Origin of the sequence: Tessaracoccus rhinocerotis (assembly GCF_007197885.1) — a bacterium.
Lineage (GTDB): Bacteria > Actinomycetota > Actinomycetes > Propionibacteriales > Propionibacteriaceae > Arachnia > Arachnia rhinocerotis.
In genome coordinates this window covers 559,676-573,639 of sequence record NZ_VKKG01000001.1, presented here as the reverse complement: position 1 = coordinate 573,639, position 13,964 = coordinate 559,676, and the positions used below count along the sequence as shown (strand labels likewise).

The following is a 13,964-nucleotide window of genomic DNA, read 5'->3' as shown; positions in this document are numbered from 1 at the left end:
GAGGTCCAGATGTCCGAGGAGTTCGACTGGGACTCGTTGCGCGCCACCGCCGTGGAGGCGTCGCAGCGTGCCTACGTGCCGTACTCGAGGTACCCCGTCGGCGCCGCCGCAGTGGTCGACGACGGTCGTGTCGTGTCCGGCTGCAACGTGGAGAACGCCAGCTACGGCGTCACCCTGTGCGCAGAGTGCGGGTTGGTCTCGGCCCTCGCCCTCGGCGGGGGAGGCCGACTGGTGCGGTTCACCTGCGTGGATGGCAACGGCGACGTACTGATGCCGTGCGGGCGCTGCCGCCAACTGCTCTACGAGTTCGGGGGCCCCGAGCTCGTGATGGAGACCCCGGAGGGCATCCGCACGCTCGACGACGTGCTGCCCCAGGCGTTCGGGCCCCAACACCTCCAGTAGGTTGGCTGCCCGAACCGATAGCTTGGGAGCCATGCCCGCGTACCGCTACCCGCCGCCACCACCCGGATGGGCTCCGCCGCCGGGTTGGGTGCCACCACCCGGGTGGTCGCCGCCAGCGGGTTGGCAGCCGCCGGCCGACTGGGTGCCGCCTCCCGATTGGCCGAGGCAGTGGCTGCCACCCGGTTGGGAGCCGGGCCGACCTCGGCCACGGGTGACCCCGGAGCAGCGCGAGGCCCGCGGGCAGGCCCTGCTGTACAGCCTCGGTGCCGCCGTCACCCTGGCCGGGCTGGTGCTGCTGCTGGGCATGGCATTCGAGCTGGGGGCGGCCGTCCTCACCTACGCATTCGCCCTCGGCCTGGGCGTCGTCACTCTCGTGCTGGCCTGGCGCACCGGCGCCAACGGGCTGATCGCGCCGTTGGTCGTCGTCTCCGGTGCCTTGGCCACGTGGTCGGCGATGGGGGCCGAGCGGGAGGAAGGACTGCCCGGCTGGCTCGGAGTCCTGCTGGCGAGCGTCGCCCTGGCGCTGGCCGCCCTCGTCATCCGGCGATGGCACCTGGGCAACGCGCTGGTCTGGCTGGCGTGGCTCGTGTTCGTCGGGGCGGTCGTCTTCCAGGGGTCCCCGGCCGCGGTGTTCGCGCCGGCGCTGCTGTTGGCGGCCACCATCGCGCGTCCGTGGGCGAACCAGCAGGTCCTGGTGTCGGTGGCCTTCCTGCTCCAGATGGTGGTCACACCCGTCTCCTTCACCTCCGGACTGCCCACCTACCTGATGCTCGGCTCGGCCCTCGCGGTCGGCGTCCACCTCGTCGGTTTCCAACGCGCCCTCCCCGTTGCCCGACAGCCATGGCCCGTCCTCCTGCTGTTGTTCGTCGGGGCCTGGGGCGGTGCCCTCGCGGGCGACGCCGTCGTGCCGTGGCTCTCGCTGCTGGTGGCCGGGGCCGGGTGCCTGCTGGCCGTCGCGCTACCGGTGCCCGAGGGTGCCCGGCCTGACCCGAACCGAAGCCAGGACCTGTTCCTGACCGTATCGGTCTCCGCACTGGCCGTCTCGCTGCTCGTCGGTCTGGTCGACTCCCCGGTCGAGCACATGGTGTTGGTGGTGCTGGCGATCGTGGTCCAACTCCGGCCGCTGGCCCGACGGCGGCTGTTCTCGGGTCTGATCCGCGGCGTCCCCACGTTCCTGGCCTTCTTCGCCACCATCGAGGCCAGCCTCGGCGTCTGGGGGGACCCCGAGGCCGTGCTGGCCGTGCCCGTCGTGCTCCTGCAGGCGGTACTGCTCAGCGTGCTGGGGGTGGCCATCATGGTGTTCCGGCACGGGCCGCCCTCACCGGTTCCCGACGCCATCCGATTGCTGGTCGGCCTCTACCTCGCCGGCTACGCCGTGGTGATCGGTGGCGCCTGGCTGGGCCGGCAGTTCGGCGACACGAACGGCGGGTTCCTGGCGGGGCACGCCCTCGCATCCGTCTGCTGGATGCTCGTGGCTGCCGCGATCGCAGTGCGGCGCCGCAGCACCAACCCGGCAGCCGACCTGACGGTCGCGGCCATCATCGCCGTGGCGGCCGCCGGCAAGCTCGTACTGTTCGACATGCAACTCCTCGGCGGCATCCCCCGCGTGGCCGTCTTCCTCGGCTGTGGTGTCCTCATGATGGGCATCGCGTTCCTGCGGCAACGCAGGGGACTGCAGCAGGCCTCGTCCGCAGCCCCGCCGCAGCACCCCGGCCCGCCACCCCAGTTCCGGCCCGGGCAGCAGCCCGTGCCACCACCCCAGCACCAGCAGCCCGGCCCTCCGCCGGCGCAGCGCTGGTACGGCCCTGAAGGAGGACCAGATGCTCAGCATTGACGACCTGCGCGGACTGCCGAAGGTGGCGCTGCACGACCACCTCGACGGGGGCCTGCGCCCACAGACCGTGATCGAGCACTGCGCCGCCAACGGCCACGAGCTGCCGACGACCGATCCGGAAGAGCTGCGCAGGTGGTTCTTCGAGGCCGCCGACTCCGGCACGCTGGTGCGCTACCTCGAGACGTTCGACCACACCGTCGCTGCCATGCAGACCGCGGAGCAGATCAAGCGCGTCGCCCACGAGTTCGTGCTCGACCAGGCCCTCGACGGGGTCGTCTACGCGGAGGCGCGCTACGCCCCCGAGCAGCACCTGGGCCAGGGACTGACCCTCGGTGAGGTCGTCGAGGCGGTCCGCGACGGCCTTGACTCCGGGATGGCCGAGGCAGAGGCGTCGGGGCACGCCATCGTCGCCCGCCAGCTGGTGACCTCAATGCGCCACGGTGAGCCGACGCTCGCCATCGCCGAGCTCGCGGTCGAGTACCGCGACCAGGGCGTGGCCGGCTTCGACATCGCCGGCGCCGAGGACGGCTTCCCGCCCTCACGCTTCCGGGAGGCGTTCGAGTACCTGCGGCGCGCATCCGTCTTCTACACGATCCACGCGGGGGAGGCCTCCGGGCCCGAGTCGATGTGGGAGGCCATCCAGCTGTGCCACGCGAACAGGATCGGCCACGGCGTGCGGATCGTGGAGGACATCACCCGCGACGAACAGGGACGCGCGCGGCTCGGGCGCCTGGCCTCCTACGTCCGCGACGCACAGATCCCGCTGGAGGTGGCGCCGTCGTCGAACCTGCAGACCGGCATCGCCGACACCATCGCGGAGCATCCCGTCGGGACTCTCTGGAAGCTCGGATTCAACGTCACCATCAACTGCGACAACCGCCTGCAGAGCGCCACGACCATGAGCCGCGAGTTCGAGCGCCTCGTGACCGACCTCGGCTGGGGGATCGACGACGTCGAGCGCGCCACGCTCAACGCGATGAACGCGGCGTTCCTGCCGCACGACGAGCGGGTGGCCCTCATCCAGGGCATCATCAAGCCGTCCTACACCGCCTTCCGCGCTGGCTGGGACTCGTGATCGTCGCAGCCTGCGACGGGTCAGCCCTCTCGAACCCCGGCCCGGCTGGTTGGGCCTGGTACATCAGCGACGACATCTGGGCCGCCGGGGGCTGGGACCACGGCACCAACAACATGGGCGAGCTGATGGCCGTGCTCGACCTGCTGCAGTCGACCGCGCACACCGGGGAACCGCTGCGCATCCTCGCCGACTCCCAGTACGTCATCAACTCGCTCACCAAGTGGCTGCCGGGCTGGAAGCGGCGCGGCTGGAAGAAGGGCGACGGCAAGCCCGTCCTCAACGTGGAGCTCATGAAGCAGCTCGACGAGGCGCTCCAGGGCCGCGACGTCACGTTCGAGTGGGTCAAGGGCCACGCCGGGCACGTCATGAACGAGGCCGCCGACGAGCGCGCGCGGGCAGCTGCCACGGCGTTCATGCAGGGCCGGGAGCCCGACGTCGGACCCGGTTTCCCGGCCGCCGACGCGAAGGCCCGCTCGCAGGTGTTCGCGCCCAACTCGGTGGAGGAGACACCCGCCCTGTTCCAACTCGAGGAACCCGACGCCGAACCCGGCCCCACGACCCCGGGCTCCGCGAGTCCTCGGGTGAAGGCCGCCCTGCTGGCCGCGACGAGGCAGTTGCTCTCCGACGACGTCCGCACCGACGCCGCGAGGCTGGCGGAACTGCTGCACCCCGACTTCGTGGCCCACGGCGTCGACGGCGAGGTCATTGCCGCCGACCACGGGGCCTGGCGTGAGACGTCGCCTGAGTTCGAGGTGCTCGCCATGGACGCCTACTCCGAGTCCCTGGTCGGGGTGCGCTGGCTGCAGGGAGACAAGCAGCGGCGGCTCCGCTTCAACCTGTGGCAGAAGACCCCGGCGGGCTGGAAGCTGCGCTTCGCGCAGGTCACTGCCCAGCAGTAGCGGCCAGTCGGCGCAGCACCGCCAGGGCCTCGTCGGTCCTGTCGACGGGTGAGGACCGATGCCATCGCCCCATGTCGACCGAATCCGGATCCGGCCGGGGGCATCGGCGTAGAGTCGGTCTCCCGCCCAGCCCGGGCGTACCGGGGGACCAGGAGAAGGGAATCACGCATGGCCGCATACAAGGTTGGCTACTTCGTCGGCAGCCTCTCGTCCACCTCGATCAACAGGCTGCTGTCCAAGGCACTGCTCAAAGTGGCACCGCCGGACCTCGAGTTCACCGAGATCGGTATCAAGGACCTGCCGCTGTACTCGCCGGACCACGACTCCGACTATCCCCCGGAGGGCCGCGCGCTCAAGGACGCGATCGCCGGGGTGCAGGCGCTCCTGTTCGTCACCCCCGAGTACAACCGCTCGGTGCCGGGAGCGCTCAAGAACGCCATCGACTGGGCCTCGCGGCCATGGGGTGAGAACTCGTTCGACCACGTGCCGGTCGGCATCATCGGGGCCTCCATCGGGAGCATCGGGACCGCCGTGGCCCAGCAGAGCCTGCGGGCGGTGATGGCGTTCTGCAACGCCAGGCTGATGACGGCGCCGGAGGCCTACATCCACCTGCGCACCGACGCCATCAGCGACAGCGGTGAGATCAACGACGAGGAGCTCGGCGCGGTCCTGACCGCCTACATGGCGGAGTTCCGCGAGCACGTCGAACGCGTGCTGACGGTGCTGCCCAGGGGTTGATGGTTCGGGGGCCGGGTCCGGCAGCGATAGGATGTCGCGCATGTGTGCTGATGTTCTTGCTGCCGTCGCCTGGCCCTACGCCAATGGCCCCCGTCACATCGGACACGTCTCGGGCTTCGGTGTGCCCTCCGACGTGTTCTCCCGCTTCATGCGGATGAGCGGCCACAACGTGCTGATGGTCTCCGGCACCGACGAGCACGGCACCGCCATCCAGGTCAAGGCGGAGCAGGAGGGCCTGACGGCCCGGGAGTGTGCGGACAAGTACCACCGCATCATCGCCACGGACCTGCAGGGACTGGGCCTGTCCTACGACCTCTACACGCGCACGACAACCCCGAACCACTACCGCGTGGTGCAGGAGGTGTTCACGGCCCTGCACGACAACGGCTACGTGGTGGCGAAGACCCAGATGGGCGCCATCTCGCCCTCCACGGGCCGCACCCTGCCGGACCGCTTCATCGAGGGCACCTGCCCGATCTGCGGCTTCGACGGCGCCCGCGGCGACCAGTGCGACAACTGCGGCAACCAGCTCGACCCGGCCGACCTCATCGACCCGCGCTCCCGGATCAACGGCGAGGCGCCCAAGTTCGTCGAGACCGAGCACTTCTTCCTCGACCTGCCCAAGACCGCCGAGAAGCTGGGGGAGTGGCTCGACACGCGCAAGGACTGGCGCCCCAACGTCCTCAAGTTCAGCCACAACCTGCTGGCCGACCTGCGTCCGCGCGCCATCACGCGCGACCTCGACTGGGGCGTCCCCGTCCCCCTCGACGGCTGGCGCGACGCCGCCATGAAGCGCATCTACGTGTGGTTCGACGCGGTCATCGGCTACCTGTCGGCCTCCATCGAGTGGGCCCGCCGCAGCGGCGACCCGGAGGCCTGGCGCAAGTGGTGGAACGCGGAGACCGCGCAGTCGTTCTACTTCATGGGCAAGGACAACATCGTCTTCCACTCCGTGATCTGGCCCAGCATCCTGCTCGGCGCCAACGGCCAGGGCGAGGTGGGCGGCGACGTCCACGCGGCCCTCGGCGAGCTGCAGCTGCCCACCGAGGTGGTCTCCTCGGAGTTCCTCACCATGAAGGGCTCCAAGGTCGCCAGTTCGCGCGGCGCCTCCATCTTCGTCGGCGACTTCCTCGCCGAGTTCGGCCCCGACGCGCTGCGCTACTACATCGCCGTCGCCGGTCCCGAGAACCAGGACACGGACTTCACCTGGGAGGAGTTCGTCCGCCGCATCAACTTCGAGCTCGCCAACGAGTGGGGCAACCTCGTCAACCGTTCCATCTCCATGGCCCACAAGAACAACGGTGCGATCCCCGAGGCCGACGAGCTCACGGCCGAGGACCAGGAGATCCTGGCAGAGGCGCGCAAGGCCTTCGACGTCGTGGGTGCGCACCTGGCGGCACGTCGCTTCAAGCTGGGCATCACCGAGGCCATGCGCATCGTCGGCCTGGCCAACAAGTACCTCTCGGACATGGAGCCGTGGAAGCTGAAGGACCAGCCCGGACGCCGCGACACCGTCCTGCACGTCGCCCTGCAGGTGGTCAGCGACTGCAACACGCTGCTGACCCCGTTCATGCCGCACGCCGCCCAGCAGATCCACGAGGCGCTCGGCAACCAGGGCACCTGGGCCGCGCTGCCGGAGCTGGTGGAGGTCTCCGAGGAGGGCCTCGACTACCCGATCCTGCAGGGCGACTACGCTTCGGAGCAGGCGGTGTGGGAGTCCCGCCCGATCGTCGCCGGCACCCCCCTGGCCAAGCCGTCCCCGCTGTTCGCGAAGGTGGACGAGAAGCTGGCCGAGACCGGACCCAGCTGGGCTCCGATCACCACCGAGGCCTGAGCCGGCGAGGGTCAGTCCAGGCAGAACTCGTTGCCCTCAGGGTCGGACATCACGATCCAGCCGGCACTCAGCGGCGGGGCGGGTTCGTGCCGCCTCAGCCGTGTGGCGCCCAGGGTGAGCAGCCGCTCGCACTCCCGCTCGAGAGCCGCCATCCGCTCGTCCCCGGACAACCCCTCGGCCGCCCTGACGTCGATGTGGAGGCGGTTCTTCGCGGTCTTCGGCTCGGGGACCCGCTGGAAGAAGACCCGCGGACCGACGCCGTCGGGATCGACGAGAGCGAAGCGTGAGTCCCACTCGGACTCCGGCACCCCCATCTCCTCCAGCGCCCGGAACCAGGCCTGCAGCGTCTCCTCGGGAGTGCCGATCCGTCCGCCGGGGGGCGGGTCCACCGCGTAGCCGAGCAGGTCGGCCCAGAAGAGGCCCAGCACCTGCGGCGAATGGGCGTCGAACGTGAGTTGGATCCTCGCAGCCATGCACCCAGAGTGTCACAGGGGGCGTCGGCCGTGCAGGCCGAAGCTCACCAGGAGCCGAAGCTTCCGCCACCGCCGGAGAAGCCGCCGCCGCCTGAGAAGCCGGAGCCACCCGAGGAGCCCGAGGACGCCATCTGCGCCTGCATGTTGGCGCTGGCGGCCTGGCTCATCACCTGGTTGAAGTCGTGGCTGAAGTTGTTCAGGCTCATCGAGAAGAACGCGTAGTTGTACAGGTTGGCGCCGTAGTACCAGCTGAGGTCCGGCTCGTAGACGCCGCGGGCGCCGAGGTCGGCGAAGATCTTCGCCCAGCGGTCCGCGACGCCGAAGATCATCGCGTAGGGCAGGTAGCGACTGAACACGTCGATGCCCTCCTCGAACTTGATCTGGTCGGCCTCCGCGGTGCGCAGGTACAGCTCGAAGCCCTTGGCCTGTGCCAGCACCGCGGATCCCCTGGCCGAGCGGGTGCGGAACTTGCTGGACATCACCATCAGGCCGATGCCGATGACGATGACGGGCAGGCCCACGAGCCCCCAGCCGATCTGGGCGAGGGCGAAGGTGAGGATCGCGCCGGCGATGGCCAGGGCGATGCCGCCGATCATCGGCGTCAGCTGGGCATGGTTCGGGTTCTTCTTGAACCAGCCGAGGTCTACGACGCGCTTGTAGAGGCGCTCCTTGGTCTTGGGCTGGACCGCGTGGTACTCGGCGTCGGAGAGCTCGCGCATGCCGACGCTGTCGCCGTGGGCGAAGACGGCCTCCAACAGCTTCGACTCGTACTTGACGAGCTCGTCGGCGCGGTTCGGCGTCCGGGTGAGGACGTGCCCGGTGCCCCGCTCGTCGGTGGCCTGGATCTTCATGTGGCCGCGGACCGCGAGGTCGATGAGGGTGGCGGAGACGTCGATGCTGTCCGCCGTGGTGTCCATCAGGGTGCCGATCTCGCCGGGGCGCGCGCCCTTCGGGGGCTGGAACGCGACGGCGACGTTCTGCCTGCCGGACCTGACGCCGGTCCTGCCCTTCTCGCCCTCCTTCGGGGTGAGGCCGGGGGTGAGGCCCAGGTAGACCTCGTCGCGGGCGTGGCGGCGGCTGATGCCGACCAGGGCGGCGATGGCGCCGATGCCGAGGATGCCCGTGGCGATCCCCGTGCCCGCGTTCACCTCGAACATGTTGCCCGGGTGGACGCGGCGGGTCTTGATCTGCTCGACACCGCCGAAGGTGCCGGCCGGGAACCCGGCGACGATCTGTACGGGCTCGCCCGGGGCCAGGTCGCCGACGCTGTAGGTGGCGGTGCCGCCGGAGGAGTTGCTGGTGCACTCGGTGCCGAAGTTCGCGCCGTGGAAGCAGGCGGTCTGCGAGACGTCGGCGGGGCCGTTCACGGTGAACTGGACGTCGCTCATGGCGCTCGCCATCGCTGTCGAGATCGGGGTCCAGTTGAACTCGTCCATCCCTGACTCCGGGTGGTCGGAGACGATCAGGCCCTCGACGTTGTAGCTGACCGTGTAGGACTGCGGGCTCCGGTAGACCGTGTCCTCCTCCCCGACGCGGATCGTGACGTGTCCGCCACCGCGTTCCACCAGGGTGTCGGTGCGGGCCCCGGTGGAGGAGGTGACCTCGATGTCGGAGATGGGGAACGAGTACCACTCGTCGGGGTTCTGGCCGTCGGCCTGCCGGTCCACCAGGTCGATCAGTGGTCCGCGGCCGCTGCGCTGGCCGAAGTCAAGGGTCATCTCGATCGTGACGTGGGCCACGCCGTCCTCGCTCAGGTCCACCGTGGTGTGGAACTGCGTGTAGGGGGCGCCCTCGTCCGCCGCGGCCGGCGCCACGAGCGCCACCACCCCAAACAGGCCGATCACCAGTGAAGCCAGGACAGCACGCAACGCTCTCATGGGACAAGCGTACCGGCGATGCCAACCAGCCCGACGTCAGATCCCCAGCGCGGCCGCCATCTCGGCGCGCAGCCGTTCCAGTTCGGCCTCCGCCCGGGCGCGGGCGGCCGCGACGTCGGCGGACTCCTGCGGTGTCAGGACGACCTCCAGGTAGCACTTCAGCTTCGGTTCGGTGCCCGAGGGGCGGGCGACGACGTGGAGGCGGCGCCCCGTCAGCTCGACGGCGTCGGTGGGGGGCAGCTCCTGAGTGCCGGCCGACAGGTCCGTCACGGCCACCGGCTCGCCCAGCAGCAGCGACGGCGGCTCGGCCCGCAGCCTCGCCATGGCGTCTGTGATCACCGACAACTCATCGACGCGGACCGAGAGTTGGCTGGTGGCGTGCAGGCCGTGGGTGGCGACGATCTCGTCGAGCCGGTCGGCCAGGGTGCGGCCCCCGGCCTTCAGCTCGGCGACGAGGCGCAGCACGGTGAGGGCCGCGGTGAGTCCGTCCTTGTCCGGCACGGCGGCCGAGTCGCAGCAGTAGCCGATGGCCTCCTCGTACCCGAAGGCGAGGTCCGGCACCCTCCCGATCCACTTGAACCCGGTGAGCGTGGTGCGGTGCTCGCGTCCGGCCGCGGCGGCCAGGTCGCGCAGCAGTGTGGAGGACACCACGGAGTTGGCGAACTGGCCGGGGACCTCGCGCCGGATGGCGTAGTCGCCGAGGAGACCCCCCAGTTCGTCGCCGGTCAGCATCCGCCACCGGCCGTCGACGACGGCGGCCACGGCGCAGCGGTCGGCGTCGGGGTCGTTGGCCACCACGACGTCGGCGCCCTGCCGCTCGGCCAGCGCGAGGGCCAGGTCGATCGCGCCCTTCTCCTCCGGGTTGGGGAACGCGACGGTGGGGAAGGCCGCATCCGGCTCGGCCTGCTCCGCCACCTCCAGCGGGGCGGGGAAACCGGCGCCGTGCGCGACCGCACGCATGGGCGCGGCCCCGACGCCGTGCATCGCGGTGTGCACCCACGTCAGTTCGCGGGGCGCGTCGGCGGGCACGAGGGAGGCGGCGCGCTCGACATAGGCCGCGAGGAGTTCGTCGCCGACCCTCCGGAAGCTCGCGTCCCGCTCCAGCACGCCCAGGAGTTGTGGCGTGACCTTGCGGATGCACTCGGAGATCTCGCCGTCGACGGGCGGGACGATCTGGGAGCCGTCGCCCAGGTAGACCTTGTAACCGTTGTCCTCGGGCGGGTTGTGGGAGGCGGTCACGACGATGCCGGCCACACACCCCAGGTGCTGGATCCCGAAGGCGACGACGGGCGTGGGGGTGGGGCCTTCGGTGACGAGGGGCTCGAAGCCCGCGCCGGCGAAGATCTCAGCCGTCTCCCGTGCGAACTCGTCGGACTTGCGGCGGGCGTCGAACCCGATCAGGACCTTGCCTCCGGCGAGGCCCTGCTGGGTCAGCCAGGCCGCGAAACCGGCGGCTGCCTGGCCGACGACCACGCGGTTCATCTGTGCCGGTCCGGGGCCGATCCTGCCGCGCAAGCCCGCGGTGCCGAACTCGAGCGGGCCGGCGAAGGCGGTGCGGAGCTCCGCGAGGGCGTCCTGGTCGCCCCCCTCGGCGGCCGACAACAGGCCCTGGAGTTCGGCCACGGTGTCAGGATCCGGGTCCTCGGCGAGCCAGTCGCGGGCGTGTGCGAGCACTGCGTCGATCATCTCCGGGCCCTCCTACAGCACTCCGACGATGCCGGAAAGCAGTCCGGCCAGCCGCGGCCCGGCGTCCCTGCCGGCCTGCAGCACCTCGGTGTGGTCGAGGTCCGCCCCACCGAGGCCGGCGGCAGCGTTCGTGACCAGCGACAGCCCGAGGACCTCAAGCCCCGCCTCCCGGGCGGCGATGGTCTCCAGAGTGGTGGACATGCCGACGAGGTCGCCACCCAGCGCCCCGGCCATCCGCACCTCGGCGGGGGTCTCGTACTGGGGACCGCTGAACTGCACGTAGACGCCCTCGGGGAGGGAGTCGTCGACGCGGTGGGCCAGGGCGCGCAGCCGCCTGGAGTAGGCCTCGGTCATGTCGATGAAGGTGGCGCCGCGCAGGGGAGTGGCGCCGGTGAGGTTGATGTGGTCGCCGATCAGGACGACGGTGCCCGGCGCCCACGCCGGGTTGAGCCCGCCACAGCCGTTGGTCAGCACCAGCGTCGCGGCACCCCAGGCGGCCGCAGTGCGGACCCCGTGCACGACCGGCTCGACGCCCCGACCCTCGTAGTAGTGGGTGCGGCCCGTGAAGATGGCGGCCACCTTCCCGGCCGTGGTGCGCACCACGCGCAGCTCGCCACCGTGGCCGCTGACCACGGGCTTGCTGAATCCCGGGACGTCGCCGAGCGCGACCTGTCCCAGTGGCTCGCCGAGCTGGTCCGCGCCGGAGGACCAGCCGGAGCCGAGGACGAGCGCGATGTCGATCGAGGCCACCCCGAGGGTGTCCGCGAGGAAGCCGGCGGCGTCGCGCGCGGCCTGCTTGGGGTCTGTGGATCCTGTTGCTGCTGTGCTCACGCCGCCAGCCTAGTGTGACCTCGGCCAGCGCGTGCTGTGAAAGGATGGAGGGCGTGACGAAGGTAGTGATCATCGGTGGAGGACCCGGCGGGTACGAGGCGGCGCTGGTGGGGAGCCAGCTGGGTGGCGACGTCACCCTGATCGAACGCGACGGGCTCGGTGGTGCGGCGGTCCTGACCGACTGCGTGCCGTCGAAGACGCTGATCGCGACCGCCGAGGTGATGAGCACCATGCAGCGTGCCTCCGAGCTCGGCCTGCACTTCGAGGGCGACGACGACCTGGGCAGCGCCATCCACGTCGACCTGGCCCAGCTCAACGCCCGCGTCCGGGACCTCGCCACGGCGCAGTCCCACGACATCCGCTCCCGGCTCGACCGGGAGGGCGTCAACATGGTCCGCGGCACCGCCCGGATCTCGGGCCACCACAAGGTGGCCGTCACCACTGACAGCGGCGAGCACGAGATCGAGGCCGACGTCGTCCTCGTCGCCACGGGCACCACGCCGCGTGAGCTGCCGGAGGCCCGGTGCGACGGTGAGCGCATCCTCAACTGGAAGCAGCTCTACCACCTGGAGGAGCTGCCGGAACGACTGATCGTGGTGGGCTCAGGTGTCACCGGGGCCGAGTTCGCCTCCGCCTACGACGCGCTCGGCGTCGACGTCGTGCTGGTCTCCTCCCGCAGCCAGGTGCTGCCCGGCGAGGACCAGGACGCAGCCAACGTGCTGCAGCGCGCCTTCAAGAACCGCGGCATGGAGATCATGAGCGAGTCCCGTGCGGAGGCCGCCCGCGTCGAGGACGACGGCGTGGTGGTCACGCTCACCGACGGCCGCGAGGTCAGGGGATCGCACTGCCTGATGGCCGTGGGAGCCGTCCCGAACACCAGCGACATCGGCCTCGAGGAGCGAGGGGTCCGGCTCTCACGGTCCGGGCACATCATGGTCGACCGCGTCTCCCGCTCGAGTGTCCGCTACATCTATGCGGCCGGCGACGTCACGGGCGTGTTCGCGCTCGCCTCCGTCGCCGCCATGCAGGGTCGGATCGCGATGTGGCACGCCCTGGGCGACGCCGTCGCCCCACTGGACCTCGGCCAGGTCTCATCGAACGTGTTCACCGCGCCCGAGATCGCCACGGTGGGCATCACGCAGGCGCAGGTGGACGCGGGCGACGTTCGGGTGGCGTCGGTGCTGCTCCCGCTGGGCGGCAACGCCCGGGCAAAGATGCAGGGCTTCACCGACGGTTTCGTCAAGCTCTTCTGCCTGCCGACCACCGGGATCATCATGGGCGGCGTCGTCGTGGCACCGTACGCGTCGGAGCTGATCCACGCCGTCTCCATCGCGGTGGGGCTGCGGATGGACGTCGACAGGTTCAGCGCCGCGTTCACCGTCTACCCGTCGATGACGGGCTCGCTGTCGGAAGCCGCCCGACGGCTGCACCACCACCAGCCGGACGTACTGACCAGCTAGTCGTCGAACAGGCCCATCAGCAGGCTGAAGCCGCCGATCATCAGCGCGCCCTGCGTGAGCTGGCGGATCGCCGGATCCATCCCGTAGGGCTCGTAGTAGCCGCGCGCCCAGGCGGCCTGGCGGCTGTCCTCCCAGTAGGGGACCAGCTGGCCGCCGACCATGGGCACCATCCGGATGTGCGGGCTGGCGCCCGACTGCACGCGGGCCGCGTCCAAGGCGCAGGCCGGCACCTGGCGGCTGACGCCGCCGTCGGGGACCCACTCGACATCGGCGACGGACGGGCCGTGGGCAGGGTTGAAGAAGCAAGGGGGGCGACGCTCGGGCAGGCCCCGCCCGTGGGCGCGGGACTTCACGCACTCGATCGCGTAGCGCCCCTCCTCGAGGATGTGGGTGATGTGGGTGGCGTCGGAGTCGTACTCGGCGTTGCGCAGTGACTGCTTGGCGTTCTCGTAGGCGTCCAGCGCCTTGGTGTAGTCGGCCTGCGCCTCTGCGCTGAGCTCGATCCCGACCACGTCCAGGTCGAGGTCGCGCAGTTCGCCCCCGAAGCGCGTGATGTCCTGGTCCACGGAGTTGCGCGACGCGTCACTGAGCGGTTGTTCGGGCTGTTGGTAGCCCTGCGTGAAACCCTGCATGCCGGGCGCCCCCTGGCCGAAGCCCGCATAGGGGTTCTGGAGCATCCGCGGCTGCTGCGGGCCGTAGAGCGAGTTCGGGGGCGGGCCGCCGTGGCCGAGGTGACGACCCCGCGCCCGCATCCCCGCCCCTGTCAGGGGCCCGAGCACGAGCGCGATCAGGATCACCACGAAGATGAACTCCATATGCCTGCACCCGCGCTTTCCTCAGGGACCACTGGAGACC

The 13,964-nt window shown here is 70.6% G+C and carries 12 protein-coding genes; 7 read left to right on the top strand and 5 right to left on the bottom strand.

Annotation, left to right across the window (positions count from 1 at the left end):
• Positions 1 to 9: 9 nt before the first annotated feature.
• From FOJ82_RS02710 to metG, 6 genes are all read left to right on the top strand, one after another.
• On the top strand, positions 10 to 402 hold the full coding sequence (locus tag FOJ82_RS02710) for a cytidine deaminase (RefSeq protein ID WP_143936896.1): 393 nt from the start codon (positions 10 to 12) through the stop codon (positions 400 to 402).
• Positions 403 to 613: 211 nt separating this feature from the next.
• Positions 614 to 2,236, top strand: coding sequence for a DUF2339 domain-containing protein (locus FOJ82_RS02705; RefSeq protein WP_143936895.1), 1,623 nt, complete (start codon positions 614 to 616; stop codon positions 2,234 to 2,236).
• A complete protein-coding gene (locus tag FOJ82_RS02700; protein WP_143936894.1) occupies positions 2,223 to 3,311 on the top strand; it encodes an adenosine deaminase in 1,089 nt (362 codons plus the stop codon). The genes FOJ82_RS02705 and FOJ82_RS02700 overlap by 14 nt, the downstream gene beginning before the upstream one ends.
• Positions 3,308 to 4,210, top strand: coding sequence for a ribonuclease HI family protein (locus FOJ82_RS02695; protein WP_143936893.1), 903 nt, complete (start codon positions 3,308 to 3,310; stop codon positions 4,208 to 4,210). Before FOJ82_RS02700 ends, FOJ82_RS02695 begins: the two co-directional genes overlap by 4 nt.
• A gap of 168 nt (positions 4,211 to 4,378) precedes the next feature.
• Positions 4,379 to 4,948 (top strand): NADPH-dependent FMN reductase, encoded by a 570-nt coding sequence (locus FOJ82_RS02690; RefSeq protein ID WP_143936892.1) that lies wholly within the window; start codon positions 4,379 to 4,381, stop codon positions 4,946 to 4,948.
• A 40-nt stretch (positions 4,949 to 4,988) separates the two neighbouring features.
• Positions 4,989 to 6,782, top strand: a complete 1,794-nt coding sequence (gene metG / locus FOJ82_RS02685) for a methionine--tRNA ligase (RefSeq protein ID WP_143936891.1) — start codon at positions 4,989 to 4,991, stop codon at positions 6,780 to 6,782.
• Positions 6,783 to 6,793: 11 nt separating this feature from the next.
• On the opposite strand, the gene FOJ82_RS02680 is transcribed toward metG, so the two are convergent.
• Genes FOJ82_RS02680 through FOJ82_RS02665 form a run of 4 tightly spaced genes read right to left on the bottom strand, consistent with a single transcriptional unit; the run spans position 6,794 to position 11,649 of the window.
• Positions 6,794 to 7,255, bottom strand: coding sequence for a VOC family protein (locus tag FOJ82_RS02680; protein WP_143936890.1), 462 nt, complete (start codon positions 7,253 to 7,255; stop codon positions 6,794 to 6,796).
• A 44-nt stretch (positions 7,256 to 7,299) separates the two neighbouring features.
• Positions 7,300 to 9,132, bottom strand: a complete 1,833-nt coding sequence (locus FOJ82_RS02675; RefSeq protein ID WP_143936889.1) for a DUF2207 domain-containing protein — start codon at positions 9,130 to 9,132, stop codon at positions 7,300 to 7,302.
• A gap of 36 nt (positions 9,133 to 9,168) precedes the next feature.
• Positions 9,169 to 10,818 carry a phospho-sugar mutase gene (locus FOJ82_RS02670; RefSeq protein WP_143936888.1) on the bottom strand — a complete coding sequence of 550 codons (1,650 nt, stop codon included), beginning with the start codon at positions 10,816 to 10,818 and terminating at the stop codon, positions 9,169 to 9,171.
• A gap of 12 nt (positions 10,819 to 10,830) precedes the next feature.
• Positions 10,831 to 11,649, bottom strand: a complete 819-nt coding sequence (locus FOJ82_RS02665; protein WP_143936887.1) for a purine-nucleoside phosphorylase — start codon at positions 11,647 to 11,649, stop codon at positions 10,831 to 10,833.
• A 53-nt stretch (positions 11,650 to 11,702) separates the two neighbouring features.
• Between FOJ82_RS02665 and FOJ82_RS02660 the strand changes: the two genes are divergently transcribed.
• Positions 11,703 to 13,109 (top strand): NAD(P)H-quinone dehydrogenase, encoded by a 1,407-nt coding sequence (locus FOJ82_RS02660; RefSeq protein WP_143936886.1) that lies wholly within the window; start codon positions 11,703 to 11,705, stop codon positions 13,107 to 13,109.
• On the opposite strand, the gene FOJ82_RS02655 is transcribed toward FOJ82_RS02660, so the two are convergent.
• Positions 13,106 to 13,924 carry a hypothetical protein gene (locus FOJ82_RS02655; RefSeq protein ID WP_143936885.1) on the bottom strand — a complete coding sequence of 273 codons (819 nt, stop codon included), beginning with the start codon at positions 13,922 to 13,924 and terminating at the stop codon, positions 13,106 to 13,108. The two genes, FOJ82_RS02660 and FOJ82_RS02655, sit on opposite strands and share 4 nt — an antisense overlap.
• Between the last annotated feature and the right edge of the window lie 40 nt (positions 13,925 to 13,964).